Origin of the sequence: Citrobacter sp. wls711, from assembly GCF_005281055.1 — a bacterium.
Classification (GTDB): domain Bacteria; phylum Pseudomonadota; class Gammaproteobacteria; order Enterobacterales; family Enterobacteriaceae; genus Citrobacter; species Citrobacter gillenii.
The window spans coordinates 62,129-88,073 of record NZ_SZXC01000009.1; the positions used below are offsets into that span (position 1 = coordinate 62,129).

22 protein-coding genes are annotated in these 25,945 nt (G+C 54.1%); 19 read left to right on the top strand and 3 right to left on the bottom strand.

Annotated features, from left to right (window positions below):
- Window positions 1–165 precede the first annotated feature (165 nt).
- Complete coding sequence (locus FDW98_RS04730; RefSeq protein WP_101741518.1) at window positions 166–225, top strand: type I toxin-antitoxin system Ibs family toxin; 60 nt, start codon at window positions 166–168, stop codon at window positions 223–225.
- Window positions 226–323: 98 nt separating this feature from the next.
- On the opposite strand, the gene yegD is transcribed toward FDW98_RS04730, so the two are convergent.
- Window positions 324–1,676: a molecular chaperone gene (gene yegD / locus FDW98_RS04735; RefSeq protein WP_096756573.1), complete on the bottom strand. Its 1,353-nt coding sequence runs from the start codon at window positions 1,674–1,676 to the stop codon at window positions 324–326.
- 136 nt (window positions 1,677–1,812) lie between these two features.
- Here yegD and alkA point away from each other — a divergent pair, with 136 nt between their 5' ends.
- A complete protein-coding gene (gene alkA, locus FDW98_RS04740) occupies window positions 1,813–2,682 on the top strand; it encodes a DNA-3-methyladenine glycosylase 2 (protein ID WP_096756574.1) in 870 nt (289 codons plus the stop codon).
- Here the strand turns inward: alkA and FDW98_RS04745 are convergent.
- Window positions 2,650–5,979, bottom strand: a complete 3,330-nt coding sequence (locus FDW98_RS04745; protein WP_096756575.1) for a diguanylate cyclase — start codon at window positions 5,977–5,979, stop codon at window positions 2,650–2,652. The genes alkA and FDW98_RS04745 overlap by 33 nt on opposite strands.
- Before the next feature lie 315 nt (window positions 5,980–6,294).
- Between FDW98_RS04745 and udk the strand changes: the two genes are divergently transcribed.
- The 3 genes from udk to asmA all read left to right on the top strand — a co-directional run bounded on the left by udk (window position 6,295) and on the right by asmA (window position 9,489).
- Window positions 6,295–6,936 (top strand): uridine kinase, encoded by a 642-nt coding sequence (gene udk / locus FDW98_RS04750; RefSeq protein ID WP_005128328.1) that lies wholly within the window; start codon window positions 6,295–6,297, stop codon window positions 6,934–6,936.
- Between the two features lie 91 nt (window positions 6,937–7,027).
- Window positions 7,028–7,609 (top strand): dCTP deaminase, encoded by a 582-nt coding sequence (gene dcd / locus FDW98_RS04755; RefSeq protein WP_096756576.1) that lies wholly within the window; start codon window positions 7,028–7,030, stop codon window positions 7,607–7,609.
- 26 nt (window positions 7,610–7,635) lie between these two features.
- On the top strand, window positions 7,636–9,489 hold the full coding sequence (gene asmA / locus FDW98_RS04760; protein WP_137398746.1) for an outer membrane assembly protein AsmA: 1,854 nt from the start codon (window positions 7,636–7,638) through the stop codon (window positions 9,487–9,489).
- 48 nt (window positions 9,490–9,537) lie between these two features.
- On the opposite strand, the gene FDW98_RS04765 is transcribed toward asmA, so the two are convergent.
- Window positions 9,538–11,124: a TerC family protein gene (locus tag FDW98_RS04765; protein WP_137398747.1), complete on the bottom strand. Its 1,587-nt coding sequence runs from the start codon at window positions 11,122–11,124 to the stop codon at window positions 9,538–9,540.
- Window positions 11,125–11,779: 655 nt separating this feature from the next.
- Here FDW98_RS04765 and FDW98_RS04770 point away from each other — a divergent pair.
- The 14 genes from FDW98_RS04770 (at window position 11,780) to cpsB (ending at window position 25,920) form a co-directional block, all read left to right on the top strand.
- Entirely contained in the window at window positions 11,780–12,919 is a 1,140-nt protein-coding gene (locus FDW98_RS04770) for a polysaccharide export protein (RefSeq protein WP_096756579.1), read from the top strand.
- 5 nt (window positions 12,920–12,924) lie between these two features.
- A complete protein-coding gene (wzb, locus tag FDW98_RS04775) occupies window positions 12,925–13,374 on the top strand; it encodes a low molecular weight protein-tyrosine-phosphatase Wzb (RefSeq protein ID WP_096756580.1) in 450 nt (149 codons plus the stop codon).
- On the top strand, window positions 13,371–15,533 hold the full coding sequence (gene wzc / locus FDW98_RS04780) for a tyrosine-protein kinase Wzc (RefSeq protein ID WP_096756581.1): 2,163 nt from the start codon (window positions 13,371–13,373) through the stop codon (window positions 15,531–15,533). Before wzb ends, wzc begins: the two co-directional genes overlap by 4 nt.
- A 75-nt stretch (window positions 15,534–15,608) precedes the next feature.
- On the top strand, window positions 15,609–16,451 hold the full coding sequence (gene wcaA, locus FDW98_RS04785) for a colanic acid biosynthesis glycosyltransferase WcaA (protein ID WP_096756582.1): 843 nt from the start codon (window positions 15,609–15,611) through the stop codon (window positions 16,449–16,451).
- Window positions 16,452–16,453: 2 nt separating this feature from the next.
- Complete coding sequence (gene wcaB, locus FDW98_RS04790) at window positions 16,454–16,942, top strand: colanic acid biosynthesis acetyltransferase WcaB (protein WP_096756583.1); 489 nt, start codon at window positions 16,454–16,456, stop codon at window positions 16,940–16,942.
- Window positions 16,939–18,156 (top strand): colanic acid biosynthesis glycosyltransferase WcaC, encoded by a 1,218-nt coding sequence (gene wcaC / locus FDW98_RS04795; RefSeq protein WP_096756584.1) that lies wholly within the window; start codon window positions 16,939–16,941, stop codon window positions 18,154–18,156. Before wcaB ends, wcaC begins: the two co-directional genes overlap by 4 nt.
- Entirely contained in the window at window positions 18,131–19,348 is a 1,218-nt protein-coding gene (gene wcaD, locus FDW98_RS04800; protein ID WP_096756585.1) for a colanic acid polymerase WcaD, read from the top strand. Before wcaC ends, wcaD begins: the two co-directional genes overlap by 26 nt.
- Before the next feature lie 5 nt (window positions 19,349–19,353).
- The gene (wcaE, locus tag FDW98_RS04805) at window positions 19,354–20,100 is read left to right on the top strand and encodes a colanic acid biosynthesis glycosyltransferase WcaE (protein ID WP_096756586.1); all 747 of its coding nucleotides are present in this window, start codon (window positions 19,354–19,356) and stop codon (window positions 20,098–20,100) included.
- Window positions 20,101–20,109: 9 nt separating this feature from the next.
- Window positions 20,110–20,664 carry a colanic acid biosynthesis acetyltransferase WcaF gene (gene wcaF, locus FDW98_RS04810; RefSeq protein WP_096756587.1) on the top strand — a complete coding sequence of 185 codons (555 nt, stop codon included), beginning with the start codon at window positions 20,110–20,112 and terminating at the stop codon, window positions 20,662–20,664.
- Between the two features lie 24 nt (window positions 20,665–20,688).
- Window positions 20,689–21,810, top strand: a complete 1,122-nt coding sequence (gene gmd, locus FDW98_RS04815; protein ID WP_096756588.1) for a GDP-mannose 4,6-dehydratase — start codon at window positions 20,689–20,691, stop codon at window positions 21,808–21,810.
- 2 nt (window positions 21,811–21,812) lie between these two features.
- Window positions 21,813–22,778, top strand: coding sequence for a GDP-L-fucose synthase (locus FDW98_RS04820; RefSeq protein ID WP_096756589.1), 966 nt, complete (start codon window positions 21,813–21,815; stop codon window positions 22,776–22,778).
- A 2-nt stretch (window positions 22,779–22,780) separates the two neighbouring features.
- A complete protein-coding gene (locus FDW98_RS04825; RefSeq protein ID WP_096756590.1) occupies window positions 22,781–23,260 on the top strand; it encodes a GDP-mannose mannosyl hydrolase in 480 nt (159 codons plus the stop codon).
- Entirely contained in the window at window positions 23,257–24,480 is a 1,224-nt protein-coding gene (wcaI, locus tag FDW98_RS04830) for a colanic acid biosynthesis fucosyltransferase WcaI (RefSeq protein ID WP_096756591.1), read from the top strand. The genes FDW98_RS04825 and wcaI overlap by 4 nt, the downstream gene beginning before the upstream one ends.
- A gap of 3 nt (window positions 24,481–24,483) precedes the next feature.
- Entirely contained in the window at window positions 24,484–25,920 is a 1,437-nt protein-coding gene (cpsB, locus tag FDW98_RS04835; protein WP_096756592.1) for a mannose-1-phosphate guanyltransferase, read from the top strand.
- The last annotated feature ends 25 nt before the right edge of the window (window positions 25,921–25,945 follow it).

The following is a 25,945-nucleotide window of genomic DNA, read 5'->3' on the forward strand; positions in this document are numbered from 1 at the left end:
GCGCGGCTTTGCGAGGCGTTACGCAACAATGGGCGGTGAAAATCGCCAATGCGAAAGAGTGCGCTAGAGTGCGGACAAGGCAAAAGGAGGTCAGCCAGAGATTTCAGCCGGACGCTGAAACGGGAAAGCCCCTCCCGAGGAAGGGGCCAAAATAAGGAAAGGGTTATGATGAAGTACGTCATCATACTGGTGATACTCTTAGTGATTAGCTTCGCGGCTTACTAAGACACCAGGGGAGGGGAAACCCTCCCTAACCCTCACTCCTGACCATAAGCCACAGTCACGATGATGTCAATACGCACACTTTTCAGCCTGCGAGCCGCTTAGCGGAAAACCACGTCTGCCCAGCGTGCCAGACCGGCAGTCACCGAGCCGAAATCATCGCCACCGGCGATAGGGATCCCCGGTAGCTGTTCGGCGAGCGCTTTTTTGATAAGCGGTGAGCGTGCGCTGCCACCGGTCAAATAAATAACATCCGGTTTTTCCTGGGCATTATCCAGCGCCAGCTGCACCTGCTCCAGAATACGCGCCAGTGGCTGATTGAGCGCCGCCTCCAGCCCCTGTTGACTGATTGCTGTCGCCAGTTCATCACTGATAAACGGCAGCGCCGCCGTGACGTTAGCTTGTGCGGAAAGCGCAATTTTGCTTTCTTCAGCGCTGCGTACCAGCCGGTAGCTCAGACGCTCGCGCCAGACTTTGAGCAGTAACGCGACTTTGTCTGCTTCACGCGCGTCGCGGATCAGATCGTTTAACAAGCGTCCGTTGGCGGTACTGTAAAAATCACTTTGGGCAGGAACGTCGTTAATGGCGACGGCGTTCCACCACGGCAGAATAGGTAAGGCGATGCCTTTTTCGGTTTCGCCTCCCATGCCGAGCAATGGCATCAGGTGTTTAAAGGCCAGCGCGATGTCCAGATCGTTACCGCCTACGCGACAGCCACTGTGGCCTAACAGGCTGGTTTCGCGATCGGCGCGCTGATGCCACTGCGGGCCCATCAGCAGCAACGAGCAGTCGGTGGTTCCACCGCCGATGTCCACCACCAGCACGCGTTTTTCGTCTTGCAGCGTAGCTTCATAATCCAGTCCCGCCGCGACCGGCTCGTACTGAAACACCACATCCTGGAAACCGGCGCGTTTGGCCGCACGCTCAAGAATACCTTGTGCCTGGGCGTTGGCGTCGTCGCCGCCTAACCCCTGGAAGTTGATCGGACGACCGATAACGGCCTGGGTGATCGCTTCGGGGAGCTGGTTTTGTGCCTGGTTGCGGATGTGCAGCATCATCGCGCAGACTAAATCTTCAAATAGCGCAACCTGCTGCGGTTTCAGGCCGCTGGCACCTAAAAACGATTTTGGTGATTTAACAAAGTAGACTTCTTCCGGGTCATCAATATATTGGCCCAGTGATGCCAGACCAAACTGCACGCTATTGGCGTTCACATCGATGTCTTCTTCGCGATTAAAGCGCACCGCACGACGCAGTAATGCCTGCGTTTCGTCATCCGTTGCCGGGACATCATGATGGCGATACAGCCACTCGCTGACCGCTTCACGCGTCGGGGCGCACAGCATGGAGGGCAGTAGCGTGCTGTCATTTTCCATTTTGAGCAATTGCGGCTGCCCGTCACGCATGACGGCCACTGAACAGTTCGCCGTACCATAGTCAAAACCAATAAACACCGTAAAGCTCCCCAGGGCAGTCAAGAAGGGGCGAGACTTTAGCGAAATGTTGTCGTCCCGACAACTGGAATATGAAAGCAAGGCGCATCGGCGGAATAGCATTTATGCTGTAGGCTGGTAAAAAAAGGACGCGGACATGTATACACTGAACTGGCAATCGCCCTATGACTGGCCCTGGATGCTGGGGTTTCTCGCTGACCGTGCCGTGGATGGCGTAGAAACTGTAGGCACATTGACGTATGCAAGGAGCCTGGCGATTGGCCAGCATCGTGGGGTGGTGAGCGTTGTCCCGGATCTGGAGGCCAACGTGCTGCAGGTAACGTTAAGCCTGGGACTTCAGCCCGTTGCCCGCGAGTGTCTGACCAAAATGGCACAGTTGTTCGATCTGAACTGCTGTCCGCAGCACATTGTCAGCGCGTTGGGGCGTCTGGGGGCGGCACGCCCTGGATTGCGTCTACCGGGATCGGTTGATGCGTTCGAACAGGGCGTTCGCGCGATTTTAGGTCAGTTGGTCAGCGTGGCGATGGCGGCAAAACTGACGGCGAAGGTGGTACATCTGTATGGCGATAGGCTTGCCGACGCACCAGAGTACGTGTGCTTTCCTACCCCTGAGGCGCTTGCCGCCGCACAACCGCTGGCGCTGAAAGCGCTGGGCATGCCGCTTAAACGTGCGGAAGCGCTGATTCACCTTGCCCGGGCGGCGCTGGATGGCTCGCTTAAGCCTGTTGCCCCGCCTGATATCGAGCAGGGGGTGAAGCAGTTACAAACGTTTCCAGGCATTGGGCGCTGGACGGCCAATTACTTCGCGCTGCGCGGGTGGCAGGCGAAGGACATTTTTCTTCCCGATGATTACTTGATTAAACAGCGTTTTCCAGGCATGACGCCGGCGCAAATCCGGCGCTACGCAGAGCGCTGGAAGCCCTGGCGTTCCTACGCGCTACTGCATATCTGGTATACGGAAGGCTGGCAACCATCAGTTGATGGCGAAATTGCTGGTGTTGAGTAGCAACTCCAGCGGTTGGGCGTCGGCAATAATATCGCCAAAAATCATATCAATACCGATGCCAGACAGGACATCCATAATCAGCGGCATGTTTACCGGTCCGGCGATAGTTTTGATATCCAGACGTTGTGCGTGGCTCTGAATAATGGAAACCCACATTTCATCCGTCAGATTGCCGTGCGCGCTGGCGCTCAGTTCGCTGTCAAGTAACAGGTAATCAGCGACGTGATACTTGAGATTGTCAAAGACCTCTAAATCGCGACCGACCTGGCTTAAAATGATGCGACAACCCGCCTGGCGTAATCGTTGCATGGCGGGCATGGCCTGCGCTGGATGCGTTTTCATCACTTCTCCCGGTACGCTCAGATGCAATAAACGAGGCGGAAGCGGACTGTTTTCCATCCATGCCAGCAGTTCATCAACCAGCACGGGATTGAGCAACCCGGCGGCGGAAAGGGGCAGGGCAACGCTAAGCCCTTTACCGGCAACAGCGGAGGCAGAATGCTGGAAAAATTCAGTAAAGACCCGACGGTCGAGGGCATGATTCAGTGCAGGATCGACCAGACTGGCGCGGAAAGCCTGCTCCTCAATGACGTCGCCTTCGCTGCTCCATAAACGCAGCGACAACAGCCAGAAGCTAAAGGTCTCAGGAATACGCGGAGATGCGACGCCGTGGGCGATCATCAACATTGGATTGTGGGTAATGATATTGCGTTGTTCCTCGGGTGACAGCATCCCGCGCGCCGCATGCATTTGGTTCTGCTGAGGTTCATAGACGCATACCCGTCCACGTCCGCTATTTTTAGCCGCATAGCAGGCAATATCTGCCTGCGATATCACCTCGGTGGCGACATGATTTTTGTCATCAATTAGCGTGATCCCGGCGCTGGCGCCAATGCGGTGCAAGCGACCTTCCCACGTAAAGTGGTAATCATTGATGGCGTTAATGACACGACCGGCGATAAACCGGGCGCTTTCGATATTACAATCTGGCAGCAGCAGGCCGAACTCATCACCGCCAAGACGCGCCAGCACGTCGCTGGTGCGCAGCATGCTGAGCATCAGGGAAGACAGTTCACGCAGCAAGGCATCGCCTGCCGCATGACCGGCGCTATCGTTGACGGCTTTAAAACGGTCCAGATCGATAAAGACCAGCGCGTGACGCTGATGGGAGTTGTGTACCGTATGCAGCAATTGTTTCAGATGGTTTTCGAAGCTGACCCGGTTGGCCAGATGCGTGAGGTCATCATGCGATGCGCTGTAACTGAGTTGACGCAACATCTTGCGTGATTCGGTGACATCCTGAATCACCAACACGGAGCCAATGCTACCGCCGTCGAGGGTGCTGAGCGGCGTGATACTGTACTGAATATCGTAACTGGTGCCGTTACGACAATGCAGGACCACTTCTTGCTCCATCGCCGTGCGCGACATGTCGGCGCTGTAGATATTTTCCATTAGCGGGCCGTTATCACCGAAAGTAATGCGCAGCACCGTGAGCAACGGGATCCCTAACGCGCTCTCCTGCGACCAGCCGCTCATTTTCTCGGCCACCGGATTCATAAAGGTGACGTTCAGGTCGACGTCGATACAAATCACCGCTTCACCGATGGAATCCAGCGTAATATGCAAACGCTCTTTTTCCTGATACAGCGCCTCGTTGAGTTGCTTCACTTCGGTCATGTCGAGATTGATACCGAGCAAACGTTCCACTTCGCCGTCTTTATTCAGCACCTGGTTAGCCAACGAGCGGATATGTCGAATGCCGTCTTTAACCGCAATGCGGAATTCAAGTTTGAAAGGAACACGTGCCGCCAGCGAATCGCGAATGACGTTTTCGGTATGCTCGCGATCTTCAGGGACCACGCAGTCATACCAGATTTGCCAACTGGGTTTGATGTGCGCAGGAACCTCATAGAGATCGAACATGCGCTTATCCCAGCTGATCACGTCAGGCTGTAATTCCCATTCCCAGATGCCGATGCCGCCGGCTTCATTCGCCAGCGTAATACGCTCCATTAACCGCTTATTGATCCACTCCGTGTGCTTCAGGTCGTTGATGTCCTCAACCTGGGCAATAAAGTAGAGCGGGGTGTTATCGCTATGACGCACCAGTGAAACGGCCAGCAATGCCCAGACCACCTCGCCGGCACGGGTGTAATAGCGTTTTTCCATTGAATAACTATTGATTTCACCGCGCGACAGCATTTGCAACTGCTCAAGGTCGTTATTCAGATCTTCCGGCCAGGTTAACTGCTGGAAGGTCAGCGAGCGCAGCTCTTCCTGGCTGTAACCCAGAAACTGACACAAGGCTTTATTGGCCTGTAGCCATTGCCCCTCGGTGCCCACCAACGCCATACCGATAGCGGAGTATTCCATGGCGTTGCGAAAACGCGTTTCGCTCTCTGAAATGTGTTTACGCTCGGCACGAAACGCGTACATGACCATGGTCATCATGTTGGCCGGTAGCAGAATCATCAAAAACGGCAGCCACGGCATGCTGGACATGACAAACGTTTTCGAGGTGGAGAGCAGTGAAGGGTTGGCGGCCAGCATTAGCGAGACCATCATCACGGTACTGAGGAAAATCAGAAACGCTTCCATGCGTGGCAGACGCACGGCACTCCACATCAGCAAAACGATCACGCAGGTAAACGGCCATGGAAGATACATCATCGACAGCCAGCTAAACGCTAAGGTCACCAGCAGGGTGATGAGCGTTTCCAGCAATAAACGGGGATCGCGATGACGCAGCAGATAGTGCGGCTTAAACAGCAAACCTAACGGTACCAACGCGAGCGCGCCGATGGATTCTGAAAGCACCCAAATTAGAAACGTATTTAACGACGTTTCACCTGGAAGCAGCAGCCACATCAAAAAACCGCCCAGCAGCGGCGGGACCACAGCACTACCGAATGCCAGACGCGCCCAGTCGTTAAGATTTTGTAAGGGATTGTACCAGGGCAACAGCCTGCGCAATAACATGGCGCCCGCAACGGCCTCAATAATATTGATGGCAGTGTAGGTGAAATTCAGCGTGTCGGTCGGGAAGAACAACAAAGAGGCACCGATGCTGCCCAGGGAGCATGCCAGCGCGATCCCCGGCCACATCTTTCCTGCATGACGGTAAAAAGCCACCATCATAATTGAGGTCGGGAACCACAGCGGTGCCAGCTGCGTGCCGTAACGGGACAGCTCCAGCGAGAACAACGTAAAGATGAACGCCACCAGACCTAAACTGGCCAGGCGCAGTAGAGGATGCGGTAAGGTAACTAAAACATGTTGGGATGGTTTACTCATTACCGCTTTACCCGAATAGCCGATGTCGCCGTGGCGAAGATGCCGGACGCATCATGTTTAATCTGTGATTATGCTAGTACAAACATTTTACAATTTATACGCCAGCTGCTCATAAAATAACACTCTCAAGCTATTAATTCCTAAGGTGGGTGAATAAATTATGTGCCTGCTTTAAAACTGACCATTTTAATTTGCGACAGGGATTGCATTGGTGCAGCCTGGGCTGGCGTCGCGCCGCTGAAATCCCTATAATTGCCGCGTTTGGCGTTTCGACGCCCCCTTCCTAACATCCAGGTTAATCAGGTCGCTAAATTTATGACTGATCAGTCTCATCAGTGCGTCATTATCGGCATTGCCGGCGCATCGGCTTCCGGCAAGAGTCTTATTGCCAGTACTCTCTATCGCGAATTGCGTGAACAAGTGGGTGACGAACATATTGGCGTTATTCCCGAAGACAGTTATTACAAAGATCAAAGCCATCTGTCGATGGAAGAACGTGTAAAAACGAACTACGACCATCCGAACGCGATGGATCACAGCCTGCTGTTCCAGCATCTGCAAACGCTGAAACGCGGTTCGGCGATTGAATTACCGGTCTACAGCTATGTTGAACACACGCGTACGCAAGAGACCATTCATATTGAACCCAAGAAAGTGATTATCCTCGAAGGCATTTTGCTGCTGACGGATGCACGTTTGCGTGACGAGATGAACTTTTCTATTTTTGTGGATACCCCGCTCGACATTTGTCTGATGCGCCGTATCAAGCGGGACGTCAACGAGCGCGGCCGCTCGATGGATTCGGTGATGGCGCAATACCAGAAAACTGTGCGTCCAATGTTCCTGCAATTTATTGAACCCTCAAAACAATACGCCGATATCATCGTGCCGCGCGGGGGTAAAAACCGCATTGCCATCGATATTCTGAAGGCGAAAATCAGTCAGTTCTTTGAATAAGTTCAGCGAATTGTGTACCGTTCAGTAATAACCTGGTTCACCCTTAACGCACCTGGCGTTAAGGGGTTGAAGCACGAAAGGAGAAAGTGCCATGCGTTTATGTGACCGAGATATTGAAGCCTGGTTGGATGCAGGTCGTCTGTCGATCAATCCACGTCCTCCTGTCGAGCGTATTAATGGCGCAACGGTAGATGTGCGTCTTGGCAATAAATTTCGTACGTTCCGCGGTCATACGGCAGCGTATATCGATTTGAGCGGGCCGAAGGATGAAGTTAGCGCCGCGCTGGATCGCGTGATGAGTGATGAAATTGTCCTTGCCGAAGGCGAAGCATTTTTCCTGCATCCCGGCGAGTTAGCGCTGGCCGTAACCTTTGAATCCGTGACGCTTCCGGCAGATTTGGTTGGCTGGTTAGACGGACGTTCGTCGCTGGCGCGTCTGGGCCTGATGGTTCACGTGACCGCGCATCGTATCGATCCGGGCTGGTCAGGGTGCATTGTGCTGGAATTTTATAACTCCGGAAAATTACCGCTGGCCTTGCGCCCGGGTATGCCGATTGGTGCGCTGAGTTTTGAACCGCTCTCCGGTCCGGCTGCGCGTCCCTATAATCGCCGTCAGGATGCGAAGTATCGCGACCAGCAGGGCGCAGTAGCCAGCCGGATTGATAAAGACTGATTTATTTTCAGTCCTTTGGGGATAGCATGAGACGATTTCTGACGACGCTGATGATTCTCCTGGTCGTGCTGGTGGCCGGTTTTTCTGCGTTAGTAATGTTGGTGAATCCCAATGATTTTCGCGCGTACATGGTGAAGCAGGTTGCTGCACGTAGCGGATATCAATTACAACTGGACGGTCCCCTGCGTTGGCACGTATGGCCCCAGCTTAGCATCCTCACCGGACGCATGGTGTTAACGGCTGAAGGGGCCAGCGAACCGCTGGTGCGTGCCGACAATATGCGTCTGGACGTCGCGTTATGGCCGCTGTTGAGCCACCAGCTCAGCGTGAAGCAGGTGATGCTCAAAGGCGCCGTTATTCAGCTGACGCCGCAGACTGAAGCGGTGCGTGGCGAAGATTCGCCCATTGCCCCGAAAGACAATACGTTGCCGGATGTTGCTGAAGATCGCGGATGGTCGTTTGACATTGCGCGCCTGCGCGTTGCTGACAGCGTGCTGGTGTTCCAGCATGAAGACGATGAACAGATTACGGTTCGCGACATTCGCCTGGAAATGGAACAGGACGCTCAGCACCGCGGAACCTTTGACTTCTCTGGTCGCGTAAACCGCGATCAGCGCGATCTGGCGTTAGCCTTTAACGGTAGCGTTGATGCGTCTGACTACCCGCATAACCTGGCGGCCAATATCGAGAAGCTCAGTTGGCAGTTACAGGGCGCCGATTTGCCGCCGCAGGGGATCCAGGGGCAGGGTAATCTGCAGGTTCAGTGGCAGGAAGAGAATAAACAGCTCGCGTTTAACCAGATTGCGTTGACGGCCAACGACAGCACACTGTCCGGGCAAGCCCGTGTGTCGCTGTCTGATAAACCGGACTGGGGCGTCGAGCTGCGCTTTGGCCTGCTCAATCTGGATAACCTGCTGGTGCAACGTGACGCCGCGGCGGCAACGAGCGTCGAGGTGCAACAGGGGCAAAGCCAGTCAACGCTCGCGCGACCGGTGATTGCCTCCCAGGTCGATGCCGTGTCGTATCAGGGGCTCAGGGGCTTTGCCGCTGACATTGCGCTACAGGCAGACAAAGTTCTGTGGCGTAAAATGGCCTTTGATAACGTTTCAGCCAAAATGGCGAATCAGTCAGGCTTGCTGAGTATCACTGAATTGCAGGGGACGAGTGAGGGTGGGCTGATTTCGCTGCCCGGCAAGCTGGATGCCAGAAAGGCGCAGCCGCACGCAGTCTTTCATCCGCGTCTGGAAAACGTCGAAATCGGTACCATCCTGAAAGCCTTTAACTATCCGATTGCGCTTACCGGCAAGCTGTCGCTGGCGGGCGATTTTTCCGGTTCTGATATTGACGCGCAGGCGTTCCGTCACAGCTGGCAAGGGCAGGCCCATGTTGATATGAGCGACACACGCATGGAAGGGATGAACTTCCAGCAGCTGGTACAGCAGGCCGTTGAGCGCAGCGGCGGCGACGTGAAGTCTCAGCAGAGTCTGGACAACGTGACCCGACTGGATCGTTTTGTCACCGAGCTGTCGCTGGATAACGGCAAGGTGTCGTTGGATGAGATGGAAGGGCTGTCTTCCATGTTAGCGCTTTCCGGTAAAGGGACGCTGGATCTGGTTGAGCAGACGTGTGACACGCAGTTTAACGTGCGTGTGTTGGGCGGCTGGGATGGGGAAAGCAAGCTGATTGACTTCCTGAAAGCCACGCCGGTTCCGCTGCGTATTTATGGGCCATGGCAGGCGTTGAACTATAACCTGCAGGTGGACCAGCTGCTGCGTAAGCATGTACAGGATGAAGCGAAACGTCGGCTGAACGACTGGGCCGATCGCAACAAAGAGTCCCGTAGCGGCAAAGATGTGAAAAAACTGCTGGATAAACTCTGACGGATAATGCCGGATGACGGCGCGAGAGCGTCTCATCCGGCACGTCACCTACACTTCGTAATCCATCTCTTCGTCATTAGTGTGCAGCGGTATTAACTGGACCTTTTGCACCCGGTGGTTTTCCACCTGCAACGTTTTCAGTCGATAGTCGCCCACCTGCACTTCTTCACCGTTTTTCGGTATACGCTGCAAATATTCCATCAACAGCCCGGCAATGGTGTGATATTCCCGTTTCTCATCAAGGGGAATCGGGACGTATTGCACCAGATCTTCCAGCGGCATATGCCCGTTAGCCGTCCATGAACCGTCAGCATTTTTCTGAATGTCGTGGCGGGCGTCGATCTCTTCCACTTCATTCGGCAGGTTTCCGGCGATGGTTTCCATCACGTCGCTCAGCGTCACAAGTCCCTCTACGGAACCAAACTCATCCGCCACAAACGCAAAGTGGGTGCGGGCATTACGGAACTGCTCCAGCGCCGGCAGTAGCGGCAGGGTCTCCGGGAATACCAGCGGCTGGCGGATCAAGGCGCGTAGATCGAGCGGTTCGCCGCGCAGCGACTGTTGCAGCAGGTCGATGACGTGTACCACTCCGAGCAGTTCTTCCTGCTCATCTTCTCCGGTGACCACCAGACGCGTGTGCTGGTTTTTCTCCAGCAGGGCGCGGATCTCCGCTTCGGGTGCGTTAAGGTCGATATGCTCAATATCATGGCGCGAGGTCATAATGCTGCTGACGGTGCGCTGATTCAGATTCAGCACACGTTCAATCATCCAGCGCTCCTGCGGGGCAAAAATCTGACCTTCATGATGATCGGCCAGCATGGCTGCTGTTTCAGCATCCAGTTCGGCATCTTCTTTTTGTCCACTCAGCAGACGCATCACCGCCTCAGCGGTACGCTGGCGCAGGGTATGATTGGCTGACAGAAAACGGCGGCGGTTAAAGATGGCCAACTGATTTAATGCCTCAATCATGACCGAGAAGCCGATAGCTGCGTACAGGTAGCCTTTTGGAATACGGAAACCAAACCCTTCGGCGACCAGGCTGAAGCCGATCATCAGCAGGAAGCTAAGACACAGAATAACGATGGTAGGGTGGCTGTTGACAAAGCGGGTCAACGACTTGCTGGCCAGCACCATCAGGCTAATGGCAATAATGACGGCAGCCATCATCACGGCCAGATGATCGACCATCCCGACGGCGGTGATCACCGAGTCGAGCGAGAAGATGGCATCCAGCACCACGATTTGTGCGACCACGCCCCAAAACTTCGCGCCTTTACGCTGGGTGGGGTTATCGCTGTCTTTCCCCTCCAGCCGCTCATTGAGCTCCATCGTGGCTTTGAACAGCAGGAAGAAGCCCCCGAAGAGCATGATCAGGTCCCGCGCGCTAAAGCTCAGATCCCGAATGCTAAACAATGGGGTGGTCAGCGTGACCAGCCAGGAGATTGAGGCCAGCAGCAGCAGACGCATCACCATCGCCAGCAGGAGCCCGGTAATACGCGCCTTGTCCCGCTGGGCTGGAGGTAATTTCTCCGCGAGGATGGCAATAAAAACAAGATTATCAATGCCAAGAACAAGTTCGATCACGATTAGCGTGACGAGTCCGGCCCAGATTGACGGATCGGCAATCCATTCCATAGTAAAAATGATACCCATAGTTGTATGACAATTGTCACAATTCGATCATGGATAAAGCCAGCGAAAAATGCAATGCCGGGAACGGATTTCTCTGTTATTGATATCCGACAGTCAGCCGAGAAATAGCCTTAATGTTGCTGCAGGAAATAATTTTTTAACGCGGAATATATTTAGGAAATATCGCAGGTGGTTTGTTTTTTATATTAGCACTGTCAATATCAATAAAATCCTAAAAATATTCAAATTTCATTCTTAATATTAATCTTAAAAGCAAGAGGTAGCGGCGTTGTTATCTTGCCTGCTATTCCTTTAGCTGCAACAATTCTTTCCGTATATAACAAAAGGCCTATTTCTTCCTTGCTCCGTGCTGCATTTCCTGATGTGACGCGGAGAAGGGTATGGCGAAAATAAAGGGGAAGGTAAAAATTTAAATTAATCAGTGCATTGGTAGCTAACAAAGCCAGGGGCGGTAGCGTGCCTGGCCGCCTGATGAACAGCCTGATTTATTCAGTCAACAGACCGAAGATGAATTCAATATTTTTAGGATTGATGCCAGTTAAATTTCGTTTCAATTAACGGCAAGGTAAATGTGAACAGGTGAAACTGCCATTTAGAAAGCACGTGATAATGACTCTGCCAAAGTGATAAATAATCAATGATGAAATCCAAAATTAAATTGATACCCGTCCTGGTGTCGGTGATCTTGATAAACGGTTGTACCGTACTACCGGGCAGCAATATGTCGACGATGGGTAAAGACGTGATTAAGCAGCAGGACGCTGATTTCGATCTCGACCGCATGGTGAATGTTTATCCACTGACGCCCCGACTGGTAGAACAATTACGCCCACGGCCGAACGTCGCCCAACCCAATACTTCGCTGGACCAGGAGATTTCCGGGTACCAGTATCGCGTTGGCCCGGGCGATGTCCTGAATGTGACCGTCTGGGACCATCCGGAACTGACCACGCCAGCGGGGCAATACCGCAGCTCCAGCGATGCCGGCAACTGGGTTCAGCCCGATGGCACCATGTTTTATCCCTACATTGGCAAAGTCAACGTGTCCGGGAAAACGTTGGCAGAAATCCGCAGTGATATTACCGGGCGCTTAGCGAAGTACATTGCTGACCCGCAGGTGGACGTTAATATCGCCGCTTTCCGCTCGCAGAAGGCTTACGTCTCCGGGCAGGTGAACAAATCCGGCCAGCAGGCCATTACCAACGTACCGTTAACCATTCTCGACGCCATTAATGCCGCTGGCGGCCTGACCGAGGCGGCGGACTGGCGTAACGTCGTGCTGACCCATAACGGTCAGGAGCAGCGAATTTCACTGCAGGCACTGATGCAAAATGGCGATCTCAGCCAGAACCGACTGCTTTACCCAGGCGACATCCTGTTTGTTCCACGTAACGACGATCTGAAAGTCTTCGTAATGGGGGAAGTGAAGAAACAGAGCACCCTCAAAATGGACTTCAGCGGTATGACGCTAACCGAAGCGTTGGGCAATGCGGAAGGGATCGACCTGACCACCTCCAATGCCAGCGGCATCTTCGTCATTCGACCATTGAAAGGCGAGGGCGCACGCAACGGCAAGATTGCCAATATTTATCAGCTCGATATGTCCGATGCCACTTCTCTGGTGATGGCGACGGAATTCCGCCTTCAGCCTTACGACGTGGTGTATGTCACTACCGCACCGGTCGCCCGCTGGAACCGTTTGATCAATCAGTTGCTGCCGACCATTAGCGGTGTTCGTTATATGACGGATACGGCCAGCGACCTTCACAACTGGTAATCGACATGTTTAACAAAATATTAGTTGTCTGCGTGGGGAACATTTGCCGTTCCCCAACGGCAGAGCGCCTGTTAAGGCAATTTCATCCGGCGTTGACGGTCGCCTCTGCAGGTCTCGGGGCGCTGGTGGGCAAGGGCGCCGACCCGTGTGCGGTGAGCGTGGCGCAGGCACATAACCTGTCGCTGGAGAATCATTGTGCGCGGCAAATCTCAGGAAAAATGTGCCGGGATTACGACCTGATCCTCACCATGGAGAAGCGGCACATTACCGCGCTGTGTGACATGGCACCGGAGATGCGCGGCAAGGTGATGCTATTTGGTCACTGGGACAGTGAGCGCGAAATACCTGACCCGTACCGTAAAAGCCAGGATGCGTTTGACGCGGTGTACGCCTTACTTGAACAGTCTGCCCGCCAATGGGCTCAGGCACTGAACGCGGAGCAGGGAAAACAATGACAGAGAACGTAAAACAGTCTGCTGCGTCAGCAACCGGCAATGATGAAATTGATATCGGCCGCCTGGTCGGGACGGTGCTGGAAGCGCGCTGGTGGGTGCTGGGTATTACTGCGGCCTTTACGCTGTGCGCGGCCATTTACACGCTGTTTGCCACGCCTATCTACAGTGCCGATGCGCTGGTGCAGATTGAGCAAAACACCGGCAACTCACTGGTACAAGATATCGGCTCGGCGTTGTCGAATAAACCACCCGCCTCGGAAGCCGAAATTCAGCTGATTAAGTCGCGGCTGGTGCTGGGGAAAACGGTGGACGATCTGGATCTGGATATCGCCGTCACCAGGGAGACGTTCCCGCTGTTTGGGGCGGGTTGGGACCGGCTGATGGGCCGCCAGAACGAAACGGTTAACGTGACGACGTTCACCTTACCAAAGGCAATGAATGAGCAAACGTTCACCCTTAAGGTACTGAATGATAAAAGTTATCAGCTGATCAGTGACGGCGGTTTTAGCGCCCAGGGTCAGGTTGGACAGCCGTTAAACCACGGCGGCGTCACGATGCAGGTCAACGCTATTCATGCTGCTGCTGGCAGCGCCTTTACTGTCAGCAAATATTCCACGCTGGGCATGATAAACGCCCTGCAAAACAACCTCAGCGTGACGGAAACCGGCAAAGACACCGGCGTTTTGAGCCTGACGTTCACCGGCGAGGACCGCGAGCAGATCCGCCAGATCCTTGACAGCATCACCCGTAACTACCTTGAACAAAACATCGTACGCAAATCCGAAGAGGCCGCCAAAAGCCTGGCATTTCTGGCCAGGCAGTTGCCGGAGGTGCGTAACCGTCTGGACGTTGCCGAAAACAAACTGAACGCCTTTCGTCAGGATAAAGATTCGGTCGATTTACCGCTGGAAGCCAAAGCGGTGCTGGATTCGATGGTCAACATTGACGCCCAGTTGAATGAACTGACGTTCAAGGAGGCGGAAATCTCCAAGCTGTTCACCAAAGCACATCCGGCTTACCGCACGCTGCTGGAAAAACGTCAGGCGCTGGAAGATGAGAAAGGCAAACTGAACGGTCGGGTGACGGCGATGCCAAAAACGCAGCAGGAAATTGTCCGTTTGACCCGCGATGTGGAGTCCGGTCAGCAGGTCTATATGCAATTGCTGAACAAGCAGCAGGAACTAAAGATAACCGAAGCCAGCACGGTAGGGGATGTGCGTATTGTCGACCCGGCCATTGCTCAGCCCGGCGTGCTGAAGCCGAAAACTGCGCTGATTATTCTCGGCAGTATTCTGCTTGGCCTGATGCTATCAGTGGTCGGCGTGCTGCTGCGTTCGCTGTTCAACCGCGGTATCGAAAGCCCGCAGGCGCTGGAAGAACAGGGAATCAACGTGTATGCCAGTATTCCGCTGTCGGAATGGCAAAAAGCGCGTGATAACGTGCAGACCATTAAAGGCATCAAACGTTACAAGCAAAGCCAACTGCTCGCGGTGGGGAACCCCACGGACCTGGCGATAGAAGCGGTGCGCAGCCTGCGCACCAGCCTGCACTTCGCCATGATGCAGGCGCGCAATAATGTGCTGATGCTCACTGGCGTCAGCCCATCAATTGGCAAAACCTTTGTCTGTGCCAACCTGGCGGCGGTGATCAGCCAGACCAATAAACGCGTGCTGCTGATCGACTGCGATATGCGCAAAGGGTACACGCATGAGTTGCTGGGCACCAATAACGTCAACGGTCTGTCCGACATCCTTGTGGGTAAGGGCGATATGGCCACTTGCGCCAAACCGACGTCTATTCCTCATTTCGATCTGGTCCCGCGCGGTCAGGTGCCACCCAACCCTTCTGAACTGCTGATGAGCGAGCGTTTTGGCGAGCTGATTGCCTGGGCCAGTGCGCGCTATGACCTGGTACTGATTGATACCCCGCCCATTCTGGCGGTGACCGACGCGGCCATTGTTGGCCGTCATGTTGGCACCACGCTGATGGTCGCTCGTTATGCCGTCAACACCCTGAAAGAGGTGGAAACCAGCCTGAGCCGCTTTGAGCAAAACGGGATTCAGGTTAAGGGCGTGATCCTCAACTCCATCTTCCGACGCGCAAGCGGGTATCAGGATTACGGCTACTACGAATATGCATACACGTCGGATTCGAAATAAATAACCAACCCTGCCGGATGCGGCGTAAACGCCTTATCCGGCCTACAGAAACATATTTATACCCTGGGAATGAAAATGACCACAGACAACCCGCTCATTTCAATTTATATGCCGACCTGGAATCGTCAGCAACTGGCGATCCGGGCGATTAAATCGGTCCTGCGTCAGGATTATCCGCACTGGGAGATGATCATCGTGGATGACTGCTCCTCTGCGTATGAACAATTAAAGCAGTATGTAGAAGAGCTGAACGATCCGCGCGTCACCTATACCCATAATGCCTTTAATTCCGGGGCGTGTGCGGTGCGCAATCAGGCCATTATGCAGGCCAGCGGGCAGTACATTACTGGTATTGATGACGACGATGAGTGGACGCCGAATCGCCTGAGCGTGTTCCTTAAAGATCGCCATCAGCTGGTCACGCGGGCGTTTCTGTATGCCAATGATTATATCTGCGAAGGCGAAGTCTATTCCCAGCCCGCCAGCCTGCCGCTGTATCCCAAGTCGGTGTACTCACGGCGCAGGTTCTATAAACGCAACATTATTGGCAATCAGGTCTTTACCTGGGCGTGGCGGTTCAAAGCCTGCCTGTTCGATACCTCGCTGAAAGCGGCACAGGATTACGACATTTTTCTGCGCATGGTGGTGGCCTATGGCGAGCCATGGAAGGTCAATGAAGCCACGCAGATCCTGCATGTGAATCACGGCGAGATGCGCATTACCTCATCGCCGAAAAAATTCTCCGGTTACTTCCAGTTTTACCGTAAGCACAAAGGCAAATTTGACCGCGCCAGCAAAAAATATCAGCTGTTTACGCTGTATCAGATCCGCAACAAACGCATGAACTGGCGCACGTTACTGACCCTGTTGTCGCTGCGTAACGGTAAACGCCTGGCCGACGGTCTACGGGGGCGCTAAGTATGCTGGAAGATATCCGCGCCAATAGCTGGAGTCTGCGTCCGTGCTGCATGGTGATGGCCTATCGGGTCGCCCATTTTTGCTCTGTCTGGCGCAAAAAAAACGTGCTGAATAACCTGTGGGCCGCACCGGTGCTGGTGATGTATCGCCTGATTACCGAATGTATTTTCGGCTATGAAATCCAGGCGGCTGCGACTATCGGCCGTCGTTTTACTATTCATCATGGCTATGGCGTAGTCATCAACAAACGCGTGGTGGCCGGGGACGATTTTACCCTGCGTCATGGCGTGACCATCGGCAACCTCGGCGCAAACGATCTGGCCTGTCCGACGATCGGCAACGGCGTTGAGTTGGGGGCCAATGTCACCTTGCTGGGCGATGTCGTCATTGGTCATAACGTGACGATTGGCGCTGGCAGCGTTGTCGTGGACAGCGTGCCGGACAATACGCTGGTGGTGGGTGAGAAAGCGCGAGTAAAGGACGTAAAATGAATATCCTGCAATTTAATGTCCGACTGGCAGAAGGCGGCGCGGCAGGGGTGGCGCTGGATTTACACCTGCGGGCGCTGGAACATGGGCTGTCGTCGCGCTTCATTTATGGTTACGGCAAAAGCGGTAAGAAAAGCCTCAGCCACCATCACTATCCGCAAGTGTTCAAGCATACGCCGCGCCTGACGTCGGCGCTGAATATTGCGCTGTTTCGCTTCGCTAACCGCGACCTGTTTGGCAATCTCGACAATCTGTATCGTACAGTCACCCGCACCGCAGGCCCGCTGGTGCTGCATTTTCACGTGCTGCACAGCTACTGGCTGAATCTGGAACAGGTGGTGACGTTTTGTCAAAAGGTGCAGGCGCATAAACCGGATATCACCTTTGTCTGGACGCTGCACGATCACTGGAGCGTGACCGGGCGCTGCGCGTTTACTGACGGCTGCGAAGGCTGGAAAACCGGCTGCCGGAAATGCCCGACGCTGAGTAATTATCCGCCGGTTAAGGTTGATAAAGCGCATCAACAACTGCCCGGCAAACGCCAGATGTTTCGCGCCATGCTGGCGCTGGGTTGTCAGTTTATCTCCCCCAGTCAGCATGTGGCTGACGCGTTTAACAGCCTGTACGGCGCGGGGCGCTGCGCCATTATCAACAACGGGATCGATGTCGCGACCGAAGCCATTCTCAGTGATTTGCCGCTAAACGATGAGCCTCGCAGCCGGCCGAAAATCGCCATTGTGGCTCACGACCTGCGCTATGACGGTAAAACCAACCAACAGTTGGTGCGACAGATGATGGCGCTGGGCGACAAAATAGAGCTGCATACCTTCGGCAAATTCTCGCCGTTTAGCGGCGCGAACGTGGTCAATCATGGATTTGAAACCGACAAGCGCATACTGATGAGTGCGCTTAACCTGATGGATGGACTGGTGTTCAGCTCGCGAGTGGATAACTACCCGCTGATTTTATGCGAAGCGCTTTCTATCGGCGTACCGGTGATTGCCACGCACAGTGAGGCCGCGCAGGAAGTGCTGGCGAAATCGGGGGGCAAAACCTTCAGTGAAGAGGATGTCCTGCAGCTGGTGCAGTGCAATAAAACGGCGATCGCGCAGGCGGTATTCGGTACGTCGCTGGCGGCCTTTCGCCAGCGCAGCCGCAGCGCCTACAGCGGCCAACAGATGCTGGAGGACTATGTCTCGTTCTATCAGAATCTGTAGCTATTTGATGCTGCCACTGCTGTATCTGCTGGTCAACGTCAAGCTTGTGCAGTTGGGGGAAAGTTTTCCGGTCACCGTGGTCACGTTTTTGCCGCTGCTGTTGTTGCTGTTTGTTGAGCGTATCAATATCAAAAAACTGCTGATTGCGCTGGGGATTGGCGGTGGGCTGACGGCCTTTAATTACCTGTTTGGTCAGTCGCTGGATGCCAGCAAATATGTGACTTCCACCATGCTGTTTGTCTATACGGTGATCATTATTGGCATGGTCTGGAGTATTCGCTTTAAAACCGTCTCCCCGCATAACCACCGTAAGATTTTACGTTTTTTCTGGCTGGTGGTGGGGCTGGTGGTGGCGCTGGCTGCGGTTGAGATGGCGCAGATTATTCTCACCGGTGGCAGCAGTTTAATGGAAACAATTTCGAAATATCTTATTTACAGCAACAGTTATGTTCTGAACTTTATTAAGTTTGGTGGTAAACGAACTACCGCGCTTTATTTCGAACCGGCATTCTTTGCTCTGGCATTAATCTCAATTTGGCTCAGCATCAAGCAGTTTGGTATCAAAACGCCTAAGACCGATGCTATGATTCTGGCAGGGGTGATATTATCAGGATCATTTTCAGGGGTAATGACCTTTATTTTATTTTACCTGCTGGAGTGGGCATTTCAGTATCTGAACAAAGAAGCGATAAAAAAGAAGTTACCGCTGGCGATAATCTCACTTAGCGTGTTTATGGTTGGCGTAATATTTGCTTTCCCCTACATTGCCGCACGACTTGGTGATTTAGGCACGGAAGGGTCGTCATCGTATTACCGTATTGTGGGGCCGCTGGTGATGGTCGGTTATTCATTGCTCAATATCGATGGCGTAGTCAGATTTGGCTCACTTTATGAATATGTAGCGTCATTCGGAATCTTTAACGGTGCAGATGTCGGAAAAACAATAGACAATGGTTTGTATCTGCTGATTATTTATTTCTCATGGTTCGCTGTGATATTAGCGGTGTGGTACATGGGAAAGGTTCTGAAAATGATGTTGAATGCGTTTGGCGATAATCCGAATTATCAGGTGCAGCTTTATCTTTTTACGCCGCTGTCGCTGTTTTTTACCGGTTCAGTATTTAGCCCGGAATATGCGTTTTTAATTGTTTGTCCATTTATTTTGCGCAAGGCGCTAAATATCGCGAGGTAATTCCTATGCTGCTCACTATTATCACCGTCGCCTTTCGTAATCTGCAGGGAATCGTCAAAACCCACGCATCGCTAGCCCATCTGGCGCAGGCGGGCGACATCAGCTTTGAATGGATTGTGATCGATGGCGGTTCTGCGGACGGTACGCAGGCGTTTCTGGAAAGTCTCAACGGTGAGCACCGGTTACGGTTTGTCAGCGAACCGGACAACGGTATTTATGATGCGATGAACAAAGGCATTGCCCTGGCGCGAGGGCGGTTCGCACTGTTTCTGAACTCCGGGGATATTCTGCATGCGGATGCTGCGTCATTTATCCGCCAGCTCAAAACGCAAAGCGACAAGGCGATGGTGATCGGCGATGCACTGCTGGATTTTGGCGATGGAAACAAAATTAAGCGTCGTGCCAAGCCCGGTTGGTATATTTACCACAGCCTGCCGGCCAGTCATCAGGCGATATTTTTTCCGGTCAGTGGACTGCATACCTGGCGCTACGATCTGCAATTTAACGTGTCGTCTGATTATGCGCTGGCCGCAAAATTATATAAATCTGGTTATGCCTTTAAAAAATTAAGCGGCCTGGTCTCTGAGTTTTCTATGGGCGGCGTATCGACGACAAATAATCTTGAGTTATGTCGGGATGCAAAAAAGGTCCAGCGTCAGATATTACATATGCCGGGCTTTTGGGCCGAACTGTCCTGGCATTTGCGCTTACGCACCACCGGTAAGGCCAAAACCTTATATGGCAAAATGTAAGGGGTAACTATGCAGGATTTAAAAGGCTTCACGATGCCGAAAGGCTTTCGCGGAGGTGGTGCAATTAAAGTGCAATTATGGTGGGCGGTACAGTCAACATTATTTCGACTATCACCGCAGGTGATGTACCGCTGGCGCGCATTTTTATTACGTTTATTCGGCGCGAAGATAGGAAAAAACGTCGTTATTCGACCTTCAGTAAAAATAACCTATCCGTGGAAATTAACCCTGGGTGATTACGCATGGGTGGGTGATGACGCGGTGTTATATACGCTGGGCACGATTACGATTGGTGCCAATGCTGTTATCTCGCAAAAAAGTTATTTATGTACCGGTAGCCATGATTATGCCAGCCCGCACTTTGATATTAACGCCACGCCGATTGTGATCGGCGAGAAATGCTGGCTGGCGACAGATGTATTTGTCGCACCCGGCGTGACGATTGGGGCGGGCACCGTCGTCGGGGCGCGAAGCAGCGTTTTTAAATCGCTGCCCGCCAATGCCGTTTGTCGAGGAAATCCTGCGGTCGTAACGCGCGAACGCGTTGAGAAAGTTACTCCCTGAGGGGATCATTTAAGAGGTGTAAACATGTCAAAAGTCGCTCTCATTACTGGCGTAACCGGGCAGGATGGTTCTTACCTGGCAGAACTTCTGTTGGAAAAAGGGTATGAAGTTCATGGGATTAAACGTCGTGCGTCGTCGTTTAACACCGAGCGAGTGGATCATATTTATCAGGATCCGCACTCGGGTAATCCGAAATTTCATCTGCATTACGGCGATCTGACGGATACCTCCAACCTGACCCGTATTTTACAGGAAGTTCAGCCGGATGAAGTCTATAACCTCGGGGCGATGAGCCACGTGGCAGTATCGTTTGAATCCCCGGAATACACCGCGGACGTCGATGCGATTGGTACGCTGCGCCTGTTGGAGGCGATCCGCTTCCTCGGTCTCGAAAAGAAAACCCGCTTCTATCAGGCCTCCACATCTGAACTGTACGGCCTGGTACAGGAAACGCCGCAGAAAGAGACCACGCCGTTCTACCCACGTTCTCCGTATGCGGTCGCCAAACTGTACGCCTACTGGATAACCGTCAATTACCGTGAATCCTACGGCATGTTCGCCTGCAACGGCATTCTGTTTAACCATGAGTCTCCGCGCCGGGGCGAAACGTTCGTTACCCGCAAAATTACCCGGGCGATTGCCAACATTGCGCAGGGGCTGGAGTCGTGTCTGTATCTCGGCAACATGGATTCCCTGCGTGACTGGGGCCACGCCAAAGATTACGTGCGCATGCAGTGGATGATGCTGCAACAGGATCAGCCGGAAGATTTTGTTATTGCCACCGGCGTGCAGTACTCCGTGCGCCAGTTTGTCGAAATGGCGGCCGCGCAGCTGGGCATTAAATTGCGTTTTGAAGGGCAGGGCGTTGAGGAGAAAGGCATTGTCGTGTCTGTGACCGGACACGATGCGCCGGGCGTGAAGCCGGGTGACGTGATGATTGCGGTCGATCCGCGTTATTTCCGTCCGGCAGAAGTCGAAACGTTGCTCGGTGACCCGGCAAAAGCGCACGACAAGCTAGGCTGGAAGCCGGAAATCACCCTGAGCCAGATGGTCAGTGAAATGGTTGCCAACGATCTGGAAGCGGCGAAGAAACATTCTCTGCTGAAATCTCACGGCTATGAGGTCGCCATCGCGCTGGAGTACTGAGGATGATGAAACAACGTATTTTTGTGGCGGGCCATCGCGGGATGGTGGGATCCGCCATCGTCAGGCTGCTGGCCACGCGCGACAACGTGGAGCTGGTGTTGCGTACCCGTGACGAACTCAATCTGCTGGATGCCCGTGCGGTGCAGCATTTTTTTGCCACCGAACGTATCGACCAGGTGTACCTGGCGGCGGCGAAAGTGGGTGGAATCGTGGCAAACAATACTTACCCCGCTGATTTTATTTACGAAAATATGATGATTGAGAGCAACATCATTCACGCGGCGCACTGCCACAACGTGAACACGCTGCTGTTTCTCGGTTCATCCTGTATTTATCCGAAGCGGGCTAACCAGCCGATGCGCGAAAGCGAACTGTTGCAGGGAACGCTCGAGACCACTAATGAGCCCTACGCGATTGCCAAAATTGCCGGGATCAAACTGTGCGAGTCGTATAACCGTCAGTACGGCCGCGATTACCGCTCGGTGATGCCCACCAATCTGTACGGGCCGCAGGATAACTTTCATCCGAGTAACTCGCACGTGATCCCGGCACTGCTGCGCCGCTTTCATGAAGCCTGCGCACAAAATGCGCCGGATGTAGTGGTGTGGGGGAGCGGCACGCCAATGCGCGAGTTCCTGCACGTGGATGACATGGCTGCCGCCAGCATTCATGTGATGGAACTGGACCGCGAGGTCTGGCAGGAGCACACCCAGCCGATGTTGTCGCACATTAACGTGGGAACCGGCGTGGACTGCACCATTCGCGAACTGGCGCAAACGGTCGCGAAGGTCGTGGGCTACAAAGGTCGCGTGGTGTTTGACGCCAGCAAACCCGACGGTACGCCACGCAAATTGCTGGATGTTACGCGTTTACACCAGTTGGGCTGGTACCACGAGGTCTCGCTGGAGGACGGGCTTGCCAGCACGTATCAGTGGTTCCTTGAAAATCAGCAGCGGTACCGGGGGTAAATATGTTTTTACGTCAGGAAGAATTTGCCACGGTAGTGCGCTGTGCGCCGCTGATTTCCATTGATTTGCTGGTGGAAAATGCGCGCGGTGAGTACCTGCTGGGCCAACGCCTCAACCGTCCCGCTCAGGGACTTTGGTTTGTGCCAGGAGGACGCGTGCAGAAGGATGAACGGCTTGAGAACGCGTTTGAGCGCCTGACGTTGGCGGAACTGGGGTTACGTTTGCCGCTGTCTTCCGCGGAGTTTTACGGCGTCTGGCAGCACTTCTATGACGATAACTTTTCGGGTACCGATTTCACCACCCATTATGTGGTGCTCGGTTTTCGCCTGAAGGTGAGCGAGGCAGACCTGCGTCTGCCCGATTCCCAGCATGACGACTACCGCTGGCTGACGCCGAAGGCGTTGCTGGCCAGCGATAACGTTCACGATAACAGCCGGGCGTACTTTATGCCGCAACGTCAGGCCGGAGTGCCGGGCTTATGAAAATTCTGGTGTACGGCATTAATTATTCGCCGGAACTGACCGGGATCGGCAAATACACCGGCGAAATGGTGGAGTGGATGGCGCAAGCCGGGCATGAAGTACGGGTGATCACCGCGCCGCCTTACTACCCGCAATGGAAAGTGAACGGCCGTTATTCCGCCTGGCGTTATCGTCGGGAAGAAGGCGATGCCACCGTCTGGCGCTGTCCGTTGTATGTGCCAAAGCAGCCCTCAACGCTGAAACGTCTGCTGCATTTGGGCAGTTTTGCCGTGAGCAGTTTTTTCCCGCTGATGGCGCAGCGACGCTGGAAGCCCGATCGCATTATTGGCGTGGTGCCGACGCTGTTTTGCACACCGGGGATGCGCCTGCTGGCGAAACTCTCCGGGGCACGCACGCTGCTGCACATTCAGGATTATGAAGTTGACGCCATGCTTGGCCTCGGAATGGCCGGGAACAGCAGGGGCGGCAAAGTGGCCACATTGGCCAGCGCGTTTGAACGCAGCGGCCTGCATAACGTCGACTATGTCTCAACCATCTCGCGTTCGATGATGAATAAAGCGCAGGAAAAAGGGGTCGCTGAAGAAAAGGTCATCTTCTTTCCTAACTGGTCTGAAGTGGCGCGATTTCGCGACGTGACCGCGGATGATGCCCGGGCGTTGCGGCAAAAACTCGGTGTGCCTGAAGGAAAAAAAATCATTCTTTACTCGGGCAACATCGGTGAAAAGCAGGGACTGGAGAGCGTGATTGATGCCGCCGACGGGCTTAGTGCTCAGCCCTGGCTGTTTGTGATTGTCGGGCAGGGCGGCGGCAAGGCGCGACTGGAAAACAGGGTTCGCGAGCGCGGCCTGGAAAACGTTAAATTTTTTCCCCTGCAATCTTATGACGCACTGCCTGCGCTGCTGAAGATGGCCGACTGTCATTTAGTGGTGCAAAAGCGCGGTGCGGCGGATGCGGTATTGCCCTCCAAGCTGACCAATATTCTTGCCGTGGGTGGCAATGCGGTGATCACCGCCGAGCCTGATACCGAACTGGGCCAGCTCTGCGAGGACCATCCGGGGATTGCGGTATGCGTGGAGCCGGAGTCGGTGAGCGCGCTGGTGGCCGGAATTACCCAGGCGCTAATCATGCCTGACATCAACACGGTGGCACGTGACTATGCCGAACGCACGCTGGAAAAAGACCGCGTGCTTAGCCAATTTATTGCAGATATACGGGGATAAATCATGCGTCAACGCACACTCTTTCCGGTGGTGATGGCCGGTGGCTCCGGTAGCCGGTTGTGGCCGCTGTCCCGCGTCCTGTATCCCAAGCAGTTCCTGTGCCTGAAGGGCGAACTCACCATGCTGCAAACCACGATATGCCGTCTGAACGGCGTGGAGTGCGAAAGCCCGGTGGTTATCTGCAACGAGCAGCATCGCTTTATCGTTGCCGAACAACTCAGACAACTCAACAAGTTGACCGAAAATATCATTCTGGAGCCCGCCGGGCGTAATACCGCCCCGGCGATTGCGCTGGCCGCGCTGGCGGCAAAACGTCACAGTCCGGACGTTGACCCGCTGATGCTGGTGCTGGCGGCAGATCATGTGATTACTGACGAAGAGGCGTTTCGCGAGGCGGTTCGCAATGCGATGCCTTATGCCGAGGCGGGCAAACTGGTGACATTTGGTATCGTGCCGGACTCGGCACAGACCGGCTACGGCTATATTCGTCGCGGTGACGTTTGCCCCGCAACTACCGATACGGTTGCCTTTGCGGTGGCACAGTTTGTGGAAAAACCGGATCAGGACACCGCACAAGCCTACGTGGCAAGCGGAGACTATTACTGGAACAGCGGCATGTTTCTGTTTCGTGCCGGGCGCTATCTGGAAGAGCTGAAAAAGTACCGCCCCGATATTCTGAGCGCCTGCGAAAAGGCAATGAGCACGGTCGATCCCGATCTCGATTTTGTCCGTGTTGATGAAGAGGCGTTTCTCGCCTGCCCGGAAGAGTCGGTGGACTATGCGGTGATGGAACATACCGCGGACGCGGTGGTGATGCCAATGAGCGCGGGCTGGAGTGACGTGGGATCGTGGTCTTCGCTGTGGGAGATCAGCGCTCATACCGCCGAAGGCAACGTGCATCACGGCGACGTGATCAGCCATAAAACCGAAAACAGCTACGTGTACGCGGAGTCCGGACTGGTGACCACAGTCGGAGTGAAAGACCTGGTGGTGGTGCAGACCAAAGACGCGGTGCTGATAGCCGATCGCAACGCGGTCCAGGATGTGAAAAAAGTGGTGGAGCAGATTAAAGCTGACGGCCGCCATGAGCATCATATTCACCGCGAAGTGTACCGCCCGTGGGGCAAGTATGACTCCATCGACGCCGGAGAACGTTACCAGGTTAAACGCATTACCGTAAAACCGGGCGAGGGATTGTCGGTGCAGATGCACCATCACCGCGCAGAGCATTGGGTGGTGGTGGCTGGGACGGCGAAGGTGACGATCGATGATGACATCAAACTGCTCGGCGAAAACGAGTCTGTCTATATCCCTCTGGGAGCGACGCACTGTCTGGAGAACCCCGGAAAAATCCCGCTCGATCTGATTGAAGTGCGATCGGGATCCTACCTCGAAGAGGACGACGTAGTGCGCTTTGCCGATCGCTACGGGCGCACCTGATACCGGATGCGCAGCGCTTATCCGA

Coding starts and splice junctions, on each gene's coding strand:
- alkA (WP_096756574.1), top strand. CDS start 1,813: ATGTATACACTGAACTGGCAATCGCCCTATGACTGGCCCTGGATGCTG.
- FDW98_RS04745 (WP_096756575.1), bottom strand. CDS start 5,979: ATGAGTAAACCATCCCAACATGTTTTAGTTACCTTACCGCATCCTCTA.
- udk (WP_005128328.1), top strand. CDS start 6,295: ATGACTGATCAGTCTCATCAGTGCGTCATTATCGGCATTGCCGGCGCA.
- dcd (WP_096756576.1), top strand. CDS start 7,028: ATGCGTTTATGTGACCGAGATATTGAAGCCTGGTTGGATGCAGGTCGT.
- asmA (WP_137398746.1), top strand. CDS start 7,636: ATGAGACGATTTCTGACGACGCTGATGATTCTCCTGGTCGTGCTGGTG.
- FDW98_RS04765 (WP_137398747.1), bottom strand. CDS start 11,124: ATGGAATGGATTGCCGATCCGTCAATCTGGGCCGGACTCGTCACGCTA.
- FDW98_RS04770 (WP_096756579.1), top strand. CDS start 11,780: ATGATGAAATCCAAAATTAAATTGATACCCGTCCTGGTGTCGGTGATC.
- wzb (WP_096756580.1), top strand. CDS start 12,925: ATGTTTAACAAAATATTAGTTGTCTGCGTGGGGAACATTTGCCGTTCC.
- wzc (WP_096756581.1), top strand. CDS start 13,371: ATGACAGAGAACGTAAAACAGTCTGCTGCGTCAGCAACCGGCAATGAT.
- wcaA (WP_096756582.1), top strand. CDS start 15,609: ATGACCACAGACAACCCGCTCATTTCAATTTATATGCCGACCTGGAAT.
- wcaB (WP_096756583.1), top strand. CDS start 16,454: ATGCTGGAAGATATCCGCGCCAATAGCTGGAGTCTGCGTCCGTGCTGC.
- wcaC (WP_096756584.1), top strand. CDS start 16,939: ATGAATATCCTGCAATTTAATGTCCGACTGGCAGAAGGCGGCGCGGCA.
- wcaD (WP_096756585.1), top strand. CDS start 18,131: ATGTCTCGTTCTATCAGAATCTGTAGCTATTTGATGCTGCCACTGCTG.
- wcaE (WP_096756586.1), top strand. CDS start 19,354: ATGCTGCTCACTATTATCACCGTCGCCTTTCGTAATCTGCAGGGAATC.
- wcaF (WP_096756587.1), top strand. CDS start 20,110: ATGCAGGATTTAAAAGGCTTCACGATGCCGAAAGGCTTTCGCGGAGGT.
- gmd (WP_096756588.1), top strand. CDS start 20,689: ATGTCAAAAGTCGCTCTCATTACTGGCGTAACCGGGCAGGATGGTTCT.
- FDW98_RS04820 (WP_096756589.1), top strand. CDS start 21,813: ATGATGAAACAACGTATTTTTGTGGCGGGCCATCGCGGGATGGTGGGA.
- FDW98_RS04825 (WP_096756590.1), top strand. CDS start 22,781: ATGTTTTTACGTCAGGAAGAATTTGCCACGGTAGTGCGCTGTGCGCCG.
- wcaI (WP_096756591.1), top strand. CDS start 23,257: ATGAAAATTCTGGTGTACGGCATTAATTATTCGCCGGAACTGACCGGG.
- cpsB (WP_096756592.1), top strand. CDS start 24,484: ATGCGTCAACGCACACTCTTTCCGGTGGTGATGGCCGGTGGCTCCGGT.